Source organism: Sphingomonas cavernae, from assembly GCF_003590775.1.
In the GTDB taxonomy this organism is placed as follows: Bacteria; Pseudomonadota; Alphaproteobacteria; order Sphingomonadales; family Sphingomonadaceae; genus Sphingobium_A; species Sphingobium_A cavernae.
This window is the reverse complement of the sequence record NZ_QYUM01000003.1, coordinates 856,075-874,652: the sequence shown is the minus strand read 5'-3', so window position 1 is coordinate 874,652 and position 18,578 is coordinate 856,075. Positions and strand designations below refer to the sequence as shown.

General features: G+C 62.1%; 17 protein-coding genes and 1 tRNA gene. 7 read left to right on the top strand and 11 right to left on the bottom strand.

Annotated features, from left to right (window positions below; genetic code table 11):
* Window positions 1–119: 119 nt before the first annotated feature.
* Genes D3876_RS11815 through D3876_RS11805 form a run of 3 tightly spaced genes read left to right on the top strand, consistent with a single transcriptional unit; the run spans window position 120 to window position 2,678 of the window.
* Window positions 120–1,547: a cytochrome ubiquinol oxidase subunit I gene (locus D3876_RS11815; protein ID WP_119763775.1), complete on the top strand. Its 1,428-nt coding sequence runs from the start codon at window positions 120–122 to the stop codon at window positions 1,545–1,547.
* Between the two features lie 13 nt (window positions 1,548–1,560).
* Window positions 1,561–2,556 carry a cytochrome d ubiquinol oxidase subunit II gene (cydB, locus tag D3876_RS11810; protein ID WP_119762410.1) on the top strand — a complete coding sequence of 332 codons (996 nt, stop codon included), beginning with the start codon at window positions 1,561–1,563 and terminating at the stop codon, window positions 2,554–2,556.
* Window positions 2,556–2,678 (top strand): DUF2474 domain-containing protein, encoded by a 123-nt coding sequence (locus tag D3876_RS11805; protein ID WP_119762408.1) that lies wholly within the window; start codon window positions 2,556–2,558, stop codon window positions 2,676–2,678. Before cydB ends, D3876_RS11805 begins: the two co-directional genes overlap by 1 nt.
* Window positions 2,679–2,686: 8 nt before the next feature.
* Here D3876_RS11805 and D3876_RS11800 read toward each other — a convergent pair whose 3' ends face one another.
* The 6 genes from D3876_RS11800 to cpdR all read right to left on the bottom strand — a co-directional run bounded on the left by D3876_RS11800 (window position 2,687) and on the right by cpdR (window position 10,092).
* A complete protein-coding gene (locus tag D3876_RS11800) occupies window positions 2,687–4,027 on the bottom strand; it encodes an HlyD family type I secretion periplasmic adaptor subunit (RefSeq protein WP_119762406.1) in 1,341 nt (446 codons plus the stop codon).
* Window positions 4,027–5,784, bottom strand: coding sequence for a type I secretion system permease/ATPase (locus D3876_RS11795; RefSeq protein WP_119762404.1), 1,758 nt, complete (start codon window positions 5,782–5,784; stop codon window positions 4,027–4,029). Before D3876_RS11795 ends, D3876_RS11800 begins: the two co-directional genes overlap by 1 nt.
* Window positions 5,785–6,447: 663 nt before the next feature.
* Window positions 6,448–7,863 (bottom strand): mannose-1-phosphate guanylyltransferase/mannose-6-phosphate isomerase, encoded by a 1,416-nt coding sequence (locus tag D3876_RS11790; RefSeq protein ID WP_119762402.1) that lies wholly within the window; start codon window positions 7,861–7,863, stop codon window positions 6,448–6,450.
* A 195-nt stretch (window positions 7,864–8,058) separates the two neighbouring features.
* Window positions 8,059–8,133 (bottom strand) — tRNA-Val (locus D3876_RS11785).
* 80 nt (window positions 8,134–8,213) lie between these two features.
* Entirely contained in the window at window positions 8,214–9,560 is a 1,347-nt protein-coding gene (locus tag D3876_RS11780; RefSeq protein WP_119762400.1) for an O-antigen ligase family protein, read from the bottom strand.
* Between the two features lie 154 nt (window positions 9,561–9,714).
* Window positions 9,715–10,092 (bottom strand): cell cycle two-component system response regulator CpdR, encoded by a 378-nt coding sequence (cpdR, locus tag D3876_RS11775; protein ID WP_119763773.1) that lies wholly within the window; start codon window positions 10,090–10,092, stop codon window positions 9,715–9,717.
* Window positions 10,093–10,302: 210 nt separating this feature from the next.
* Here cpdR and D3876_RS11770 point away from each other — a divergent pair, with 210 nt between their 5' ends.
* A complete protein-coding gene (locus D3876_RS11770) occupies window positions 10,303–11,100 on the top strand; it encodes an N-formylglutamate amidohydrolase (protein WP_238475339.1) in 798 nt (265 codons plus the stop codon).
* Window positions 11,101–11,382: 282 nt separating this feature from the next.
* On the opposite strand, the gene D3876_RS11765 is transcribed toward D3876_RS11770, so the two are convergent.
* Window positions 11,383–12,153, bottom strand: coding sequence for a SapC family protein (locus D3876_RS11765; RefSeq protein ID WP_119762396.1), 771 nt, complete (start codon window positions 12,151–12,153; stop codon window positions 11,383–11,385).
* A 64-nt stretch (window positions 12,154–12,217) separates the two neighbouring features.
* Window positions 12,218–13,666: an FAD-binding oxidoreductase gene (locus D3876_RS11760; protein WP_119762394.1), complete on the bottom strand. Its 1,449-nt coding sequence runs from the start codon at window positions 13,664–13,666 to the stop codon at window positions 12,218–12,220.
* A 95-nt stretch (window positions 13,667–13,761) separates the two neighbouring features.
* Between D3876_RS11760 and D3876_RS11755 the strand changes: the two genes are divergently transcribed.
* Together D3876_RS11755 and D3876_RS11750 are read left to right on the top strand one after the other, a co-directional pair.
* Window positions 13,762–14,253: a hypothetical protein gene (locus D3876_RS11755; RefSeq protein WP_147417652.1), complete on the top strand. Its 492-nt coding sequence runs from the start codon at window positions 13,762–13,764 to the stop codon at window positions 14,251–14,253.
* An 81-nt stretch (window positions 14,254–14,334) separates the two neighbouring features.
* Complete coding sequence (locus D3876_RS11750; RefSeq protein WP_119762390.1) at window positions 14,335–15,690, top strand: DEAD/DEAH box helicase; 1,356 nt, start codon at window positions 14,335–14,337, stop codon at window positions 15,688–15,690.
* 39 nt (window positions 15,691–15,729) lie between these two features.
* Here D3876_RS11750 and D3876_RS11745 read toward each other — a convergent pair whose 3' ends face one another.
* Window positions 15,730–16,641 (bottom strand): sulfotransferase domain-containing protein, encoded by a 912-nt coding sequence (locus tag D3876_RS11745; RefSeq protein WP_119762388.1) that lies wholly within the window; start codon window positions 16,639–16,641, stop codon window positions 15,730–15,732.
* A gap of 183 nt (window positions 16,642–16,824) precedes the next feature.
* Here D3876_RS11745 and D3876_RS11740 point away from each other — a divergent pair, with 183 nt between their 5' ends.
* The gene (locus D3876_RS11740) at window positions 16,825–17,556 is read left to right on the top strand and encodes an aspartate/glutamate racemase family protein (protein ID WP_119763771.1); all 732 of its coding nucleotides are present in this window, start codon (window positions 16,825–16,827) and stop codon (window positions 17,554–17,556) included.
* On the opposite strand, the gene D3876_RS11735 is transcribed toward D3876_RS11740, so the two are convergent.
* Both D3876_RS11735 and D3876_RS11730 read right to left on the bottom strand, forming a co-directional pair.
* Window positions 17,543–17,848, bottom strand: a complete 306-nt coding sequence (locus tag D3876_RS11735; RefSeq protein WP_119762386.1) for an antibiotic biosynthesis monooxygenase family protein — start codon at window positions 17,846–17,848, stop codon at window positions 17,543–17,545. The genes D3876_RS11740 and D3876_RS11735 overlap by 14 nt on opposite strands.
* Window positions 17,845–18,477 carry a peptidylprolyl isomerase gene (locus tag D3876_RS11730; RefSeq protein WP_119762384.1) on the bottom strand — a complete coding sequence of 211 codons (633 nt, stop codon included), beginning with the start codon at window positions 18,475–18,477 and terminating at the stop codon, window positions 17,845–17,847. The genes D3876_RS11735 and D3876_RS11730 overlap by 4 nt, the downstream gene beginning before the upstream one ends.
* Between the last annotated feature and the right edge of the window lie 101 nt (window positions 18,478–18,578).

Genomic DNA, 18,578 nt, shown 5'->3' with positions numbered 1-18,578 from the left:
TTGGCAGTCACAGGCCCTTGAGAAAGGAAGACTAAGGGCGCATTAGCGTCGGGCGAGGGCTCAGGGCGCCCTTCGATCCCTGGCGCTGCCGGGGACCGTCCTCAAAGGGGATGGCCAAGATGTTCGACAATGCCGACGCACTTCTGCTCGCACGCATCCAGTTCGCCTTCACCGTCAGCTTCCATTTCATCTTTCCCGCCTTTTCGATCGGGCTGGCCAGCTATCTCGCGGTGCTTGAAGGCCTGTGGCTCAGGACGGGCAAGGCGCTCTATCTCGACCTCTTCAAATACTGGCTGAAGATCTTCGCGATCGCCTTTGCTATGGGCGTCGTCTCGGGCATCGTCATGTCCTACCAGTTCGGCACCAACTGGTCGGTCTTCTCGGACAAGGCGGGGCCGGTGATCGGGCCGCTCATGGCCTATGAAGTGCTCACCGCCTTCTTTCTTGAGGCCGGTTTTCTTGGCGTCATGCTGTTCGGAATGAAAAAGGTCGGAAAGGGCCTGCATTTCACCGCGACGCTGATGGTTGCGATCGGAACCTTCATTTCGGCCTTCTGGATCCTTTCGGTCAATAGCTGGATGCAGACGCCCGTGGGCCACATCGTCGGCGAGAATGGCCAGTTCCTGCCGGGCGAAAGCTGGTGGACGATCATCTTCAACCCCAGCTTCCCCTATCGCCTCGTCCACACCGTGATCGCCGCCTATCTCACCACCGCGCTCGTCGTGGGCGGGGTCGGCGCATGGCATCTGCTCAAGGACAAGACCAACGCCCACGCGCGCAAGATGTTCTCGATGGCGATGTGGATGGCGGCGCTCGTCGCCCCCGTGCAGGTGTTCGTGGGCGATCTGCACGGGCTCAACACGCTCGAGCACCAACCCGTCAAGATCATGGCGATGGAGGGCCACTACCAGAGCCACCCTGACGGGGCACCGTTGATCCTGTTCGGCATCCCCAATTCGGACGAGGCGCGCGTCGACTGGTCGATCGAAATCCCCAAGCTTTCTTCACTGATCCTGAAGCACGATCTGAATGCCCCGCTCGCCGGTCTCGACACCGTTCCGCTCGAGGAGCAGCCCCCCGTCGGCATCGTCTTCTGGTCGTTCCGCATCATGGTCGGCCTCGGCACGCTGATGTTCGCGCTCGGGCTGTGGAGCCTGGTCGCGCGCGCGCGCAAATCGCTCTACGACTGGCGGCCGCTCCACAAATTCGCGCTGCTGATGGCGCCTTCGGGGTTCGTCGCAGTCATTGCGGGCTGGGTCACCACCGAGGTCGGCCGCCAGCCCTATACCATCTATGGCCTGCTCAGGACCGCAGACTCCGCGTCTCCCCTCGCCGCGCCCGCGGTAGCCGCCTCGCTCATCGCCTTCGTGATCGTCTATTTCGCGGTCTTCGGTATCGGCACCTGGTACATATTGAAGCTGATGCATCACCCGCCGCACACCGACGAACCCGGCATCGAGGAAACCGAGCACGGGCCCGTCCGCACCGCGGGGATCACCCCCGGACCGCATCAGGGCGACGCGCCCGCCTTCGAACCCGCCGAATAGGGAGGGCAGAACCATGGACCTCACCATCATCTGGGCGTTCATTATCGCCTTCGGTGTATTTGCCTATGTCGTGATGGATGGCTTCGACCTGGGCATCGGCATCCTTTTTCCCGTGTTCGGCGTGGGCGAGGAACGCGACACCGCGATGAATTCGGTCGCGCCCGTCTGGGACGGCAACGAGACCTGGCTCGTGCTCGGCGGCGGCGGGCTCTTCGCGGCCTTCCCGCTCGCCTATGCGATCGTCATGCCCGCGCTCTACCCGCCCATTATCGCGATGCTGCTCGCGCTCGTCTTTCGCGGCGTCGCCTTCGAGTTTCGCTGGCGCGATCCCGGCCACCGCGCCTTCTGGGATGTCGCCTTCACCGGCGGATCCTTCCTGGCAGCCTTCGCGCAAGGGATCACGCTGGGTGCATTGCTTCAGGGCGTCACCGTGATCGACCGCGCCTATGCCGGCGGCTGGCTCGACTGGCTGACGCCGTTCAGCCTGCTGACCGGCGTCAGCGTCGTCATCGGTTATGCGCTGCTGGGCGCAACCTGGCTGATCATGAAGACCGAGGGGGCGCCACAGGCCCATGCGTGGCGGCTCGCATGGTATCTCGGGCCTGCCACACTACTTGCCATCGTCGCTGTCAGCTTTGCCACGCTGTTTCTCGGGGCAAGCTATGAGCAGCGCTGGCTCGACATGCCCAATGTCCTGTTCACGGCGCAGGTGCCGCTCCTGGTCGCGATCGCCTCGGTGGTCTTCTTCATCGCGATGCGCCGCAAATGGGAGCGCGCGCCCTTTCTGATCGCGCTCTTCATTTTCCTGCTCTGCTTCATCGGGCTCGGGATCAGCATGTTCCCATATGTCGTGCCGAGCACGGTGACGATCTGGGACGCCGCCGCCCCCGAAAAAAGTCAGATATTCATGCTCGTCGGCGCAGGGCTGATGGTGCCGCTGATCCTCGCCTACACCGCGTGGTCCTACTGGGTCTTCCGCGGCAAGGTCGGGCATGAGGGCTATCATTGATGCAAAGTGACGCACCCGCCCCGCTGTGGAAACGCCTCGGCTGGATGGCGCTGATCTGGGCGGGAAGCGTCGCGGCGCTCGGCCTTGTCGCGACGGTCATCCGCTGGTGGCTGAAGGGTTGACCACCTGCCTATTGCTCGCGGCCTGCGAGCCATAATGGCTGCGTAAGCGGTTCGAGCAAATAGGCGAGCGCCGAGCGTTTTCTCAACGGAATGAGGATTTCTGCTGGCAATCCCGGACGGAATGCGTTGCCGCCCGGCCGCAGCGCATTGATACGCTGCAATTCGGCCACCGGGACCCTGATCTCGACCTTGAAGAACTCCGCGCCGGTCCTGTCGTCCGAGAAGCTGTCCGCCGAAACCTTCGCGACCTTGCCGTACAATATTGGCAGGTTTCGTTCCTGAATCGCCGGGAAGCGGAGCTGCGTTTCCAGCCCAATCTGGATATCATCCGCATCGTTGGGCGACGCCTTTGCCTCGATGACGAGTTCGCGATCGTGGGGCACGACTTCCATAAGCACCTGCCCGGCAGCGACCACTCCACCCACGGTAAAGACCTTCAGCCCGACAATTTTGCCCGTCGCCGGCGCGCGTACTTCCGATCGCGCGAGTTGCTCGCGTAGCGCGGTCAGTTTGGGCTGTAGTTCGTCCAGACGTAACGAGACGTCGCGAAGCTCGCCCGACACCTTCTCGAGCGCGTCGCGATCGAGCGACAGTGACTGCATCGAGAACTCGCCCATCGATTCGCGCGACCGTGCGATCTGTGCACCGAGCGCGCCATATGTACCGTCGAGCTCGGCCGCCTGCCGTTCAAGGGCCCGGATCCGGTTGGTCGCCGCGAAGCCCTTGCGTTCGAGTTCCTTCATGCCTGCGATTTCATCGGCGAAAAGTCGTCGTTGCTCCCGATTGGCCACGCGCTGGCGCTCATATCCCGATATTTGCTCGACCGTCTGTCGCGAGCGCTGACCCAGCACGCCTTTTTGCGCAGACATAGCGCCACGTCGTGCCGCCAGCAGCCTCTGTTGTGCCGCCAGTGCGTCCTGCGCAAGGACGCGATCCCCTTCGGGAATGCCCGCATATTCGGGGGGTGTCAGCATTGTCGGCTGGCCATCGCGTTCCGCCTTCAACCGTTCGCGCTGGGCAAGCAACGTGTAAACTTCAGCGGCAACTCCACGTTCCTGGGCCAGAATTTCAGAGGCGGAGATCTTCAACAATATCTCCCCCTGCCTGACCGACTGCCCCTCACGCACATTCAACGCCGAAACGATACCGCCGTCACGGTGCTGAACCGCCTGGCGGTTGCCGGCCACGACGACAGTGCCCGGCGCGATCGCGCCGGCATCGAGCGGCGTGAAGGCCGCCCAACCCAGGAAGAGCACAAAGAAGGCGCCGGCCACAAGCGCGGCGGCTCGCCGCTCCAGGCGCGGAGAATCGTCGGGAAGTTCGGCCACTTGGACATACGCCTGCTGCATCAGTGCTGCCCGCTCGTCATGGTGACCACGTTGGAACGCTCAGACCGCGCTGCCAATGCAGCAAGCACGTCGGAGCGCGGCCCGTAGCGCTCGACCGTCCCCCTGGCGAGCACAAGCAACCAGTCGGCCACACTCAATATTCCTGCGCGATGCGCGACGATGACGACGGTCGCGCCGCGGTTTCGCAGCGTCTGGATCGCGCGCGCCAGTGCCGCCTCTCCTTCGGCGTCAAGCGCTGCGTTGGGTTCGTCCAGAATGACGATCGAAGGATCCCCATAAAGCGCACGAGCCAGCGCGATGCGTTGCCTCTGGCCGGCCGAGAGCCCTTCGCCATCAAATCCGACATAAGCGTCATAGCCACCGGGAAGCGCAAGGATCATGTCGTGCGCACCCGCCATCTTGGCCGCTGCAATCACTTCGTTCGAGACCGTTTTGGCGCTTGCGCCAGACGCGGCTGCAAAACGCGATATGTTTTCGGCAACGGTACCCGCAAACAGCAAATAATCCTGCGGCAGATAACCGATGTGCGCGGCCAGAACTTCAGGATCCCAATCCTGCATGCTCGCGCCATCGAACCGCACGTTTCCTCCGTCCGGTCGGACCGCGCCCGCCAATACGCGCGCCAACGTGGTCTTGCCCGCGCCCGACGGACCGATAACGCCAATGACCTGGCCTGGCGCACTGACAAAGCTGACGTCCTTCAATAATAACGCGTCGCCCTGCGGAGCGCTGACAAAAAGGCGCTGGACATCAATCCTGCCTGCCGGGCGCGGCAACATTGTGCGTGCCGTGTCTGAGGTCTGCGACCGCGCGAAGAGCTGACCCAGCGTGACGACCGCCTGGCGCGCCTGTGCGATCGAAGGCCATGCTGCAACGAGTTGCTCCACAGGTTGAAGCGCACGGCTCAACAGAACCGACCCCGCGATGATCGCGCCGACCGAAATCTCGCGCTCGACGGCAAGCCATGCTGCCATACCCAGCGCAAGCGATTGTAGCAGCAGCCTGAGGAACTTGGCCGCGGCCGTATAGCGCCCGCCATCAAACTGTGCGGCAACCGACATCGAAAGACCCCGGCTACGCAATCCCAATTGCCGCTTCACCAGTGCCCGACGCATGCCGAGAGCGCGAACTGTCTCCGATCGCGCGGAAATCCGGTCCTGCGCCGCATGAAACTGTGCGGTCGCCAACAGGCCTTCACGCAGACGCTCGCGCGTCGCACGCTCGTTGAACCACGTGATCCCGGCCAGCAATGCGCCGCCGACCAGGATCAGCGCACCCAACAGGGGGTGCAGGAGGAAGGCCACCAGAACGAAGATCGGCAGCCAGGGAATGTCGAAGATGACGGCGAGACCGGCACCGCCAATGAACTGGCGCAGCGCGTCGAACTCGCGCATCGCCTGCATGTTCGCCTGCCGGTCTTCCGTCGAGGGCTGCGCCGCTAGCTGGCAATCCAGAATATGCTCTGCAAGCGCACGCTCGACACGCAGCGACGCGCGGATGAGAATGCGCGAGCGAATGTTGTCGAGCACTGCCAGTGTCACCAGCGCAAATGCGACGACCAGGGTAATCCAGAACAGGGTCAACGTGCCCGAGGTTGGAACGACGCGATCGTAGACCTGCATCATGTACAGCGTGGGAGCGAGATAGAGGAGATTGATAAGCGCGCTCAGGCCGGCGGCCAGCAATAGATGCTCTCGACAGGCATCAAGCGCCTCCCGCAACGCTCGGGGCAGGTTCCGTCCCAAAATCAAACGCATTCAAAGCTTTCCGAATATCAGTCAATTGCATGTACGTCACGAGTTTGATCGCCAAAGGCCCTGTCCAAGGCGGTCAACAGCAACGTCATATGCTGGGGAAATATGCTGTACTGGTCCGGGATTGAAGTTGCGCGGCCTGCAAAGTAGCGCTGTGCGCCACCAGCTACCGACACGCTTAGTCCACTCGTAATAGCGAGCGTTATCAACGACTCGCATGGTTTCCATCAGCCTACTGAAAACAAATAATTTTTACAAAATCGTCTTTTGGTTAGTTAAGCCGGTCACTAAAAATTGACAATACGAGATGGGATATTCTGCACTCAAAGGATGCCGGTTGGAACGCGTTTGTACATCGCCAGCCCCGGCTTCGTCGATCGCGCGCTGCGCTTGGCGACGTCAGACCCGATCGTTAGCGGTTGAGGATGGTTGACGGCGAGTGCGCCGAATGGCTGAGCCGCGACCGGTATAACTTCGCCTCCATCTTGGATCCTTCCTGCACTCCGTGTTTTGGCCGCAGCGCGGACCGCAAAGACACAGAATTGCGGGCGGCAGCCCACCACGCGAGACCACGTCGTACGCAATTGGCGAGGGTCGCCACCAAATTTGCTCGGTACATCAAGGTAGTGCTCTACCGCTGAACTACACCCGCATTCAAGTGTGCGCCTATCCGACGCGTCCGTAGTTGTCCTCGAAGCGGACGATGTCATCCTCGCCAAGGTAGGGACCGCATTGGACCTCGATCAGGTGGAGCGGGATGTGGCCGGGATTTTCGAGACGATGCGTTGCGCCGGCAGGCACATAGGTTGACTGGTTCTCCTGGAGCAGGAACACTTCATCGTTGATCACCACGCGCGCTGTACCAGACACGACAATCCAGTGTTCCGCGCGATGATGATGCATTTGAAGCGAAAGTTTCTGCCCGGGCTTCACCACAATCCGCTTGGTCTGGAATCGATCACCACGATCGGTCGTTTCATAGGTGCCCCAGGGTCGGTGCACGATCGCGTGCAAGGCGTCGGCGCTACCTGATGCACCAATGACATCCACGATCTGACGAACGTCCTGCGCACGATCGCGGGGCAGAATCAGCACTACATCGCGCGCGGACACAACCACGAGATCGGACACCCCAAGCGCTGCGATAGCCGGACCATTTTCAGATCGGAACAGGCTGTTATGGCTGTCGATCGCAACGACATCGCCCTTGGTAATATTACCGTTCTGATCCTTGCCTCCAATGTCCCACACAGAGTCCCAGGAACCGAGGTCGGACCAGCCCATCGCAACGGGAACGACCGCAGCCTTGTTCGTCCGTTCCATCACGGCGTGGTCGATCGAAATGTTGATGCTGGCGATGAAATTGTCACGGTTCGGCCGAACAAAGCACCCGTCCGTGACGGCGCTGGTCATTGCGGCGCGACAACTCTCCGCGACTGCCGGCGCATGCCGCTCCAGTTCCTGGAGATAAGCGCGCGCCATTAAGAGGAAGATGCCGCTGTTCCAGTAATGTTGTCCGCCCGCAACATAGGCTTGAGCCGTTTTAGCATCGGGCTTCTCCGTGAAGCACTCGACCGCGTGCACGCCTGGATGCTCGCCAAGCGCATGCGCCGCTTCGATATAGCCATAGCCCGTTTCCGGCCGGTCGGGCGAGATGCCGAACGTTACGATCAGGCCAGCCTTTGCCGCAGGAAGTCCTTTGCGGATAGCATCGTGAAATGCCCCCTCGTCGAGAATGACATGATCGGACGGCATGACAAGCATCACTGCATCGGAATCGGTTGCCAGGAGCGATTCCGCCGCGAACGCGATCGCCGCGGCCGTATTGCGACGTTCAGGTTCCAGAAGAATGGCCGCCGGGCTCACACCGATTGCCTTCAACTGGTCGACGATATGAAAGCGATGCTCTTCGCCCGTCACGATGATGGGTGAAAAATGATCGGCTGCTGATCGCGCAACAGTGGCCTGAAGCATAGTCGCTTCCGATGCCAGTGAAAGCAACTGCTTGGGATAATGGGGGCGCGAAAGCGGCCACAATCGTGTACCGGAGCCTCCCGAAAGAACTATCGGGTAGAGTGACATAAGAACAGCGATCGCAGAAATTCAGATTTCAAGGAATATGCTTAACCCGAATGCACCCTCAATGCGCAAGCGAGAAATTTCAAAAAGCTAACCAGTCGTGCAATTGCTAAAATCAATTGCCCAAATATTCAATTATGCGACTTTTAGCTTAATTTCCCACTACGTTAACGTCTATAGACGCGTCACGCGGGAAAATGGTGGGCGTGGCAAGGATTGAACTTGCGACCCCTGCGATGTCAACACAGTGCTCTACCACTGAGCTACACGCCCACTCGAGGGGCGGGCTTTAGCGAGGCATTCTGACTCGCGCAACCCGTCTCTTGCAAAAAATCGGCTCGTTAGGTCGCGCGTCACGCAGCAACCACTGCCTCTTGGCTCGCTGTTTTCGCTGCCACCTGCACTGGCTGGTTTCGCAAGGCAGTGCCGAGCGTCAGCGCGATCGTCAACGCAACCATCGCGGCAGGATAGAGGAAGAAGAAGATGCCGTCCAAGCACGCCGCAAGGATGAGCGCGGTCAGCACGAGATATGCGGGCAAGAGCTGGTCTTCGGCACACCGCGTAAGTTTCATGATGTGACACCAGGCCCAGATGAGAAGCCCGACCGCGCAAAGGCCGCCCACGGCGCCGCATTGAATAAGGAACTGAAGACCGAAATTGTGCGGATGATGGTATACTGACATAGCTTCGGGGACCACGTGAATGAACTGTCCTTCACCAAAACCGAAGATCGGTTTTTGCGCGAACGCCCTTATGGCTCCACCCCATAATTCCAGGCGCCCGCTGGAAATCGTGTTCGCGTCGCCTGAGGCGACCGAAAAGATCATCCGGTACAGACCATATGCCGGATGCTGTGGAACATGGATCAACGAGATCAGTGCACCGCCAACGACGCTGGATCCCCAGGCGATTGCAGTTTTCATTCTGCGCATGGCGGGCATGGTCGCGGCCCCGATCAAGCAGGCCGTCGATACTGCGAGGACGGGATTTCTGGATCCGGACCAAAACATCAGTCCCATGAACAATGTGGCAGCCAACACCCAGCGCCAATAGACTCGTGGTTGCGCCAGGCACGCGAGCGCCAGTGATGCGGCGGCCCCGATGCCGGCGAAAAATCCAACGAACCGAACGTTCGACACGCCAAGACCCAGATGCCCCCAGTCGAAGACATCGGGATCCTCGATCATGGCCACATAGCTAAGCAGCATGAGCAGATAGACGAGCAGCCCGCCGACGATCAGGGGCCAGATCTCGCGATCGAAGCGCGGGGAGGTCTTGCCAACCAGCCCTGCTACGGACAGCCCAAAACAGATGTGGATCAGCGTCGTGTTCGTTCGGAGCGCCGCGCTGGCAGGATCGCCTGCCACCCATAGGGTTGTTCCCAGGCCGATCGTCACGATCATGGCCAAGCCAGCCTGTGCCGGTACCGGCAAGTGTCGCAATACGCGTAAGGGCCTGACGCCCGTTGCCAGGGCAATTCCGACCACCACCGCTTCGACAAGCAGGACGGGCAACGAGAAGAACCGCAGCCAGACCTGAATCGCGTAATGGTAGTGTTCGGGCCCCCACGTCACCGCCGCCATGATCACCGGCAGCAGGGCGATCAATATCCAGTGGAGCTGGAAGACCGACCGGTCACGTGCCGCGACATTTTCACTGCCTCGCCCATCGCCGGCCGCATCCCACATATTGTCGCGCATTCCTGCTTCCGCCCCCGTGGCCCCGCGCCACGCGGCAGACTATCGCACTTCATGGTTTCGAAAGCGTTTACCGTAATGCCAACGCCAGACACGACGCGCCGTCATTTTATGCGATCGGCGGCCATAACATCATCCAGAATGCGAGGTTCTCGGGTCAGCTCAGCCCCGTAGCGCTCCCGACCTCGAACATCCGGTCGACCTCCATCACCAGATCGCGCAAGTGAAAGGGCTTGGAGAGCACCTTGGCCTGCGGCACCGCCTTGCCCGCCTTGAGTGTGACCGCGGCGAATCCGGTGATGAACATGACGCGCATATCGGGCGCGATGACCCCCGCCTTCTGGGCGAGTTCGATGCCGTCCATCTCAGGCATGACGATGTCGGTGAGGAGGAGGTCGAAATGTTCCGATTCCAGCAGCGGAATGGCCGCGGTGCCGCGGTCGACCGCGCTGACGAGATAGCCGGCCTTTTCGAGCGCACGCGCGAGATATTCGCGCATCGCATCATCGTCTTCGGCAAGCAGAATGCGAACCATGAACCACCCCAGGGACAAAAAAACGCCCGCGAACCCCGTCTCGCGAGCGGCGTAGTGCGGCATTATGCGCCGGACCCTTAATTTTTTCCAGCTTTTCCGGCGCGGCTGTGTGATTGCAAGCCGGCCTGGGGTTCTTTAGCGTCGAAATCCATGGCCGCCCCTATTTCACCGCCCTTCCAGCTTTTGGGGCCAGAGACTCCGCGATTTCCCGTGATTCTGTCTGTCCCGCATGCCGGACGCGACTATCCCAAGGAACTGATGGCCGCGAGCCGATTGCCGCACGAACGACTGGAGCAGCTCGAGGATCGCCACGCCGACATGCTGGTGGGCCATGCGATCGACTGCGGTTTTACCGCGATCGTAGCACGGCGCGCACGCGCCTGGATCGACCTCAACCGCCACGAGCGTGAGGTTGACCCCGACATGATCATGCCTGCAATGCGCCGCGAGACGCTGATTCGGTCGGCGAAGGTCACGGGCGGGCTCGGTCTGTTGCCACGGCGACTGCGCGATGGAGGGGATATCCTGCGCGGCCGCGTAGCGCACGGCGATCTGGAACGCCGCATCGAAGCGGATCATCGTCCCTATCACGCCCGGATCTCAGACCTGCTGGCGCATGCACGCGATCGTTTCGGGGTCGCGATCCTGCTCGACGTTCACTCCATGCCGCCGCTCAACCCGGATGCTGCGCAGATCGTGCTTGGGGATCGCTTCGGCCAGAGCGCGGCTGCGCGCTACACTGCGCTGCTCGACCAGATCGCGCGCGATGCAGGTTATCGGACCGCGAGCAACGTGCCCTATGCCGGCGGTCATATCCTTGCCGCTCATGCAAGACCCGCGCGCGGCGTCCATGCGCTGCAGCTTGAAATCGATCGGTCGCTCTATCTGGCCGAGGATCTGCGAACGCCGCGTACCGGCCTCGGCGCGATCGATTCGCTCGTCTCCGCAATGGCGCAGGCCCTCAGCGCCGAGGCGCTGGGCACCGCCCAAGCGATCGCCGCCGAATAAAAAACCACCTCGCGCTTATGGGCACGAGGTGGCCAAGGTTCAGGGAGGAACACGCCGAAGCGTGTTAATGTGGGACCGCGAAAGGGGGAGCACGGTCACCGCATCAACAGCAAGATAGGACGCTCCAAACCGGCTTTCAAGATGGTTGCGATTACGCAATTCGCATCGCGGGCGACGTCTGATTTCGGTGCTACAAAACGAAAACCGCCGCCCTGCGCTCGCGGGGCAGCGGTTCCTCGTCCGGTCGCCGGGACCTGTAGCCCCGGCGAAAAAAGCGATGCGTCAGGCCACGGGCTGCACGGGAACCTTGCCTGCCGCCATCTGCTTCTGGAACAGCTCGCTCATCAGCGAGAGCGAGAAAATGTGAGCGTAGAGCAGCGGAAGCACGCCGTTGCCCAGCAGCTTGCGCGCCTGGTCGCCGCGCATCTCGCGCAGCTTTTCTTCTGCGACCATCTGGAACCCGCGATAGATGAACGGCTTGTCGGCGCCGGGGGGCTGGATCGCGACTTCGCCGTCGATCAGCAGCTTGGCCTCCTTCACCTCCTGCATGAACGCCTGGGTGCGCTGCCAGCTCTGTTCCCACTGCTCGCAGAAACCGAGGACGCTTTTCACCGGCTCGCCCATTTCGCCATTCTCAAAGAGCGGCGCACCTTCGTCGAACTCGCCGATGACCCCCGCCGTCGGATCGAAGCAGAGCGACAGATCGTCGGTGTCGGGACGCAGACGCGCGAGCATGAAGGGATAGCGACGGATGTAGGCGGGAACATAGGGCCGATCGATGAGCTTGCCCTCATCGTCGACGAACATGTTGACGCCCTCGTTGAGCCCCATCAACGCCAGCGGCACCGGCTCCTCGCCCGTCGAAAAGACGATAGGGTAGAAACGCTGTGCATGGACGAACTCGTCGATGGCGATCGGCACGGCATGCTGCCCTACGATCCACGGCGCGTTTTCGACGTTGCGCGCCTTCCAGTCCTTGTGCTCATTGGTCGAGAGCGGGACGAGTTCCTTGAACAAAAGCGGCAGATTGTTCGCCTGCGGCGCGCTGGCCATTTACCATTCTCCTGAAATTACGTGCTCTGGGATGCCCCGTCGGGCAGAACTTTGATTGCGCCGTTTATGGCGCTGCTTCGTCCGTTGCAAGCGGGACTAATTTCCCAGGGTTGAGCAAATGCTTGGGATCGATCGCCGCCTTGATCGCTGAGAGCGCCATCAGCCGCGCCGGATCGGCGAGCCGCACATTCTCCGCCAGCTTCATCTGCCCGATTCCGTGCTCCGCGGAAATCGACCCGCCCGCCGCCACGACAAGGTCGTGGACGTGCGGACTGATCGTCGGTCCTGCGCTTGTCTGCCACTCTGTGGGTGCATCATCGGGCGCGCGAACGTGAAAATGGACATTGCCATCGCCCAGGTGCCCATAGGCACTGACGCTGACGCCGGGATAGGTGCGCCGGATCTCGTCGGCGGCGGACAGCATGAAATCGGGCATTCCCGACACTGGCACCGAGATGTCGTGCTGCAGCGCCGGACCGTTCGCGCGCTCGGCCTCGGAGATCGAATCGCGCAGCTTCCAGAACGCCTCGGCCTGCGCCTCGCTGACAGCGATCGTCGCGTCGCGGCACAGCCCTTCGGCCAATGCGGCGGCGAGCAGTGCCTCGAGCTGGGACGCGGGAGCCTCCGCGGCGGGATCGCTGCGGTCGAGTTCGACAAGAACATGCCACGGGTGCTCGCCAGCAAGCGGCGCGCGTGTTCCGGGGATATGCCGCAGCACCAGTGAAAGCGAATCGGCGGGCACGATTTCGAACCCTTCGATCGCGTCCCCCGCCCGCCCCTCTATCAGCCGCAACAATTTGAGCGCCTGATGCGGGCTGTCGACACCGATCCAGCCAACCGCGCGGTCGAGGATCGCGGGCACGAGCCTGAGGCTCGCCGCGGTAATGATGCCAAGCGTGCCTTCGGCGCCCACCAGCAGATGGCGGATGTCATAGCCGCGGTTGTCCTTTTTGAGCGGATTGAGCCCATCGAAGCGCGAACCGTCGGGGAGGATCGCCTCTATTCCCAGCGTCAGCGCGCGCATCGTGCCGAAGCGCAACACTTGCGTGCCCCCGGCATTGGTGGACACGAGCCCTCCGACCGTGGCGGATCCCTTGCCGCCCAGCGTGAGCGGAAAGCGCATGCCGCGCTGCGCCACTGCATCGTGCAGATTGGCGAGAATCACGCCGGCTTCTGCGACGACAACACCGTCGTCGGAGGAAATCGAGCGGATCCGGTTCATCCGCCTGAGTGAAAGGATCAGCGCCGATCCGTCGGCTGGCGGGGTGGCGCCGCCTACCATCGAACTGTTTCCGCCCTGCGGCACCAACGGCGCATTATATTCGCCCGCAAGCCGCACCACCGCCGCGACCTCTTCGGAGTCAGCCGGTGAGAGCAGTGCGACGCTGTCGCCATGGAAGCGGCCGCGCCAGTCGGTCAGCCATGGCGCGATCACCTCGCGGTCGGTCGTATAGCCCTTGGGGCCGAGCAATCGGGCGAGTCGATCGAGCAACTGGGGGTCTGGTGCAGTCATGACGCTTGCATTTAGACAATAGTCGGGATGAAGGGAATTAATCGCGCGTTCAACCGGGAAGGGCCATTGGGGTTGGCTGACATGGGACTTGATACGTGACTGGCCTTCGCCTCGCCGTTTTGTTGATGGCGGGAAGCAGCGCGACATCCGCGATCGCGGCGGAGGGAGGCGCGCGCGCGTCGAACGCCATGCGCCTGGCGCAGGTAACGGTGCGCGAGCAGGTCATCATCCGCGTCCAGACCCAGCCGCAGCGCCGCTCGCCGCAAACGCTCGCCGCCACGAACAAGGTCATGCCTCCGGCGTCGGCGATCAAATGGAAAGAGAAGAAGGCGCCGCGCTGCATCCCCCTCAAATCGCTCGCAGGTGCGTCGGTTACGAAGCGCGACAGCGTCGACATCGTGTTGCGCGGCGGCACGCGGATGCGCGCCAAGCTCGGAAATGATTGCCCCGCGCTCGATTTCTACGACGGCTTTTACATCAAGCCGACGCAGGACGGCCAAATGTGCGCCGAACGCGACACGATCCATTCGCGTTCTGGCGGCCAGTGCGAGATATCGCGCTTTCGTACACTGGTGCCCGACCGCTGAAATCTTGACATTCACAGGCTTTTCCGCCACGCGCACGCTCATTCGGCGGCGAATGTGGCCCGCCCAGCTTCCGGACACAATATGAGCTTTGCCGATCTCGGCCTTTCTGACGAACTTCTGCGCGCGGTGGCCGAGTCGGGCTATGACGAACCCACGCCGATCCAGCGCCAGGCGATTCCGCCCGTCCTCATGATGAAGGACCTGATCGGCATCGCGCAGACGGGTACGGGCAAGACCGCCTCCTTCGTCCTCCCCATGATCGACATTCTTGCGCATGGCCGCAGCCGTGCGCGCATGCCGCGCTCGCTGATCCTCGAGCCCACGCGCGAACTCGCCGCGCAGGTGGCAGAGAATTTCGAGAAGTACGGAAAATATCACAAGCTCTCGATGGCGCTGCTTATTGGCGGCGTGTCGATGGGCGATCAGATCAAGGCGCTCGAAAAGGGCGTCGACGTGCTGATCGCCACGCCCGGACGGCTGATGGACTTGTTCGGCCGCGGCAACATCCTGCTCACCGGCTGCGGCCTGCTCGTGATCGACGAGGCTGACCGGATGCTCGACATGGGGTTCATTCCCGATATCGAGGAAATCTGCACCAAGCTGCCCAAGAACCGGCAGACGCTGCTGTTCTCCGCAACCATGCCGCCGCCGATCAAGAAGCTGGCCGACAAGTTCCTGACCAACCCCAAGTCGATCGAGGTATCGCGTCCGGCGAGCGCCAACCTGCAGATCACGCAGCGGCTGGTCGAGGTAGACGCGCGCAAGAAGCGCGAGGTGCTCCGTTCGGTGATCGACGCCGAAGACGTCAACACCGCGATCATCTTCTGCAACCGCAAGACCACGGTGCGCGAACTCGCCAAAAGCCTGAAGCGCCACGGCTACAAGGCCGGAGAGATTCATGGCGACATGGATCAGCCCGCGCGCCTCGCCGAGCTTGAGCTGTTCAAGAAGGGCGAGATCAACCTGCTCGTCGCCTCCGACGTCGCCGCGCGCGGCCTCGACGTGAAGGGCGTGAGCCACGTATTCAATTTCGACGCACCCTGGCATCCCGACGACTATGTCCACCGCATCGGCCGCACCGGCCGCGCGGGCGCGACAGGCAAGGCCTTCACCTTCATCACGAAGGACGATGTCGAGGCGATCGAGAATATCGAGAAGCTGATCGGCCAGAAGATCGAGCGCGTCGCCGGCAAGGCGAAAGCCGCCGAGACCGAAGCGAAGGAAGTGCGTGCCAAGGCGAGACCTGAAAAGGTCAGGTCTGAGAAGGCAAAGCCCGAAAAGGTGGAGCCTGCCGCACGTCCCGCAGACGAAAAGAAGAAGCCCAGGCCCGAAGCCCGGGCCCCGCGCGAGCGGCACCGCGAAAGCGCGGATAACGAACCCGATGACGGCTGGAACGGTCCGATGCCGAGCTTCCTCAGCGTCAAATTGTGTAGCTGAGACACCGTCGGTCGGAGCAGGCTCCGACCGGTGATTCGGTCAGAGCGCGGGCACCCCAGCGCCGGCCAGCCACCGCGCACAATCCGGCCCGAGCTTTTCGTTGGCCAGCGCCGTGTAACGCGCATTGTCCTCGGCGCTAAGCGCGTCGCGCCAGCGGCCGTTGGTGCCCTTGTGGATGAAGGTCTGCGCCCCTCCCCGCCAGAAGATGCCGCCCAGTGGCGCAGCATTGGCTGCATGTTTCTTCATATAGTCGAACGAGCAATGCTCGACGATCATGTCAAAGCGCTCCTCATCGACGTCGATCTCGAGAAAGTCCGCGATCAGGCGGATCTGCCCGGGAAGGTCGGCGCGCAGATCGGCAAAATGGAGCAGCATGACATTGGGCAGATCGCGGACGTCCCACCAGCTCCGGATATTTTCCCAGAACGGCCATAACGGATAGCCGTCACCGTCCAGCCATTCGCGGAAATACTGCACGACATCCTCGGGCGGACGTGGCACCGGCGGCCCGACGCGGCCGGGCGTGTCGTTGAGGGCAGCGTAGAAATCGTCATTCGCATTGCTGAAATGGTTGAACAGGCTCCACACCACATCGCGCCCGTCGCGTCCGATGTAGAGATATTTTGCGCTGGGGCTGAAAACGAGCGCGTCGACGGGCAAATGTGTCTTGACGAAGCGGCGCTGCACCTGTGCCTCGACCAGCGCCAGCTTTTCCGCCTTGGGTGGAATGCGCAGATCGAGCCAGGGCGAAAGCTCGGCGACGGGCACGTCCTCAATGCCCGCATTGAGCAGTTGCCCCACGATCTGCTGCGTCCACGTCGTACCCGATTTCGCGTAAGTGGCGATCACGATGTCGTTGTCGCGAAACCGGAAATCATTCCAGATCGTGGAATCCATGTGATGATTGCACATTTCGCGCGTCTTGCGCGGCCATGCGTGCTGCGTGTGCATTGATGTCTCCGGTCACGACGGGAATGCCCCCACGGCCTTCCCGTATCGGCTGTCGCCAACAGGTCGCGGCGCCCCATTCCACATCTTGCCGCAAACCTGCTGTGACAATTGTCACACCAGCGCATCGAATTGAAGCGGCTCAGCGTTTATGAAGCCGGGCACCACTGCGATCGGGAGTTCAAGATGATCCATACCGGCATCCTCGCACATAGCCCCGACGGGTCCGCGCTGTGCTACCTGACCTTCTGCCACCTGGGCTATGAGCGCTTCGGCGCACACGATCATGCTGATCTGACGCTCGACTATGTCCCCATGGGCCGCAGCATCGCAGCCTGGGATACAGGCGATCACGCCGCGATCCGCCAAACCTTCGCGGTGAGCATCGCGCGGCTGAAAGCCGCAGGAGCACAATTCTTTATCTGCCCCGACAACACTGCGCATATCGCGCTCGAGACGCCCGGCCCGGATTTCGCGTTGCCCGGGCTCAATATTGCCGAGGTCGTGGCCGATCGGGCGGCGGAGGAAGGATATAGCCGGGTTGGCATTCTCGGCACCGCCTACACAATGGAAGGCCCAGTCTACCCGCGTGCCCTTGGCGCGCGCGGGATTGATCACGTCGTCCCCGAGCCCGCCGAGCGCGAAGTGATCAACCGCGTCATTTTCGAGGAACTCTGCGTCGGTATCGTCACCGATTCCTCGCGCGCCGTCTATCTCAATATTATCGAGCGGCTGAAGGCGCAGGGCTGCGATGCCGTGGCGCTGGTCTGCACCGAAATCCCGCTGCTCATCACGCCTGAGATATCCCCTCTGCCCACGCTCAATTCCACGCACCTGCTCGCCACCGCGGGCTTCGCGGTTTCGCTTGGCGAGCGAGCCATGCCAACATGGCGCGGCGGGCCGGTTACGGAAGGTTGAAGGCGCCGATCCGCGTCTCGGTCGAGGCAATGCCTTCAAGGCTCTTGTCGAGCGCAACATATTCCGCGCCGAAAAGCCGCTTGAACATCTCGAACGCGGTCTCCGACTCCCAGCGGTCGATCGTGAGATAGCGCCCGGGACGCTCGGCGCAGCACAGCAATTCGGTACCAAGATAGCCGTCCGCGCGCGCAAAGAGCGCCGCCCAGGGGCCGCCCGAACCATAGGCTTGCTCAAACTCCGCAACACGCATCGCTGGCACTTCGAATTCCCAGACGATCACATAGGCTGTCATTTCGGTGCCACACGGCGCGCGGCCACGATCTTCACGGGATCGGCGAGCATCTGCCCCTTCATCACGCCCTCGCCTGCGGTCGGTGAGATTGGGGCCTCGAGGATTTTGCGCACCACGTCCATTCCCTCGACAACACGCCCGAACGCTGCGAAGCCCTGATTGTCACCTGGCGCCGCTGGATTGGCATCGAGCGATGGCATGCCGCCAACGGTGATGAAGAAGTCGCCCGTTGCAGTCCCCGGCGCGTAGCGCGCCATCGAGATCGTGCCTTCGACATGCTGCAGCCTGGTCACCGTGGTCGGCTCGTGCGCGATCGGCGGCAGCGCGTTCTTCGCGCCACCCTGGATCAATCCGGCCGATCCGGCCTTCATCGCACGGTAAAAGGTCGCGCCGTCGAACTTCTTCTGATCGACATAGCGCAGGAAGTTGGCGGTGGTGATGGGAGCCCGTTCCTTTTCGAGCTCGAGCACGATCGCTCCCGCCCCCGTCTCCAGGCTGACGCGCACGGTTACGGCCTTGGGAATCGGCGTCACCGCCGACTGCGCGGGCGCGGCTGGCGGCGCCTCCTGCGCAGCGACCGGCGCAGCGAACCCAAGAAACAATATGAGCGGGGCGAATCGTTTGACCATGGCCCAGTGTAATCCGTCCGCCCCGGATGTCCGCAATGACGTTTTCCTGCTCCGCGTCCACGCATCTCGACGCTTGACAGATGGCCTATTGCCAACGATGG